Annotated in this window: 1 pseudogene; it reads right to left on the bottom strand. The window is 56.1% G+C overall.

The features are described 5' to 3' along the window. A pseudogene (locus tag RTW80_RS28990) lies at positions 1-280 on the bottom strand (hydroxamate siderophore iron reductase FhuF); the annotation flags it as partial.

The following is a 280-nucleotide window of genomic DNA, read 5'->3' as shown; positions in this document are numbered from 1 at the left end:
ACATGGAAATGTTCCGACGAGAGATCGAGCATCGTTTCCTGGGTCAACAGGGCCAGCATGACAGGCGGCACCATCAGCCCGATATACCACTGTGCCCAGAGGGATAACAGCGGTTTGTTTTCCCGCGTCAGGGTAGGTTGGTTACGATAAATATGGTCGGAATAGGTTGCCAGCAGTGACCGCAGCTCCGCAGGGCGTTGCCACTCAGTCAGCGTCAGAGCATGATGCGGCGGTGCTTCATCCAGTTTGATGAAATCCAGCAGATGGGCGCGCGTTACGG

Source organism: Escherichia sp. AM3, assembly GCF_032029835.1.
Classification (GTDB): Bacteria; Pseudomonadota; Gammaproteobacteria; order Enterobacterales; family Enterobacteriaceae; genus Escherichia; species Escherichia coli.
Note: the sequence above shows the minus strand (reverse complement) of the source record. Positions and strands in the feature narration are given on the sequence as shown.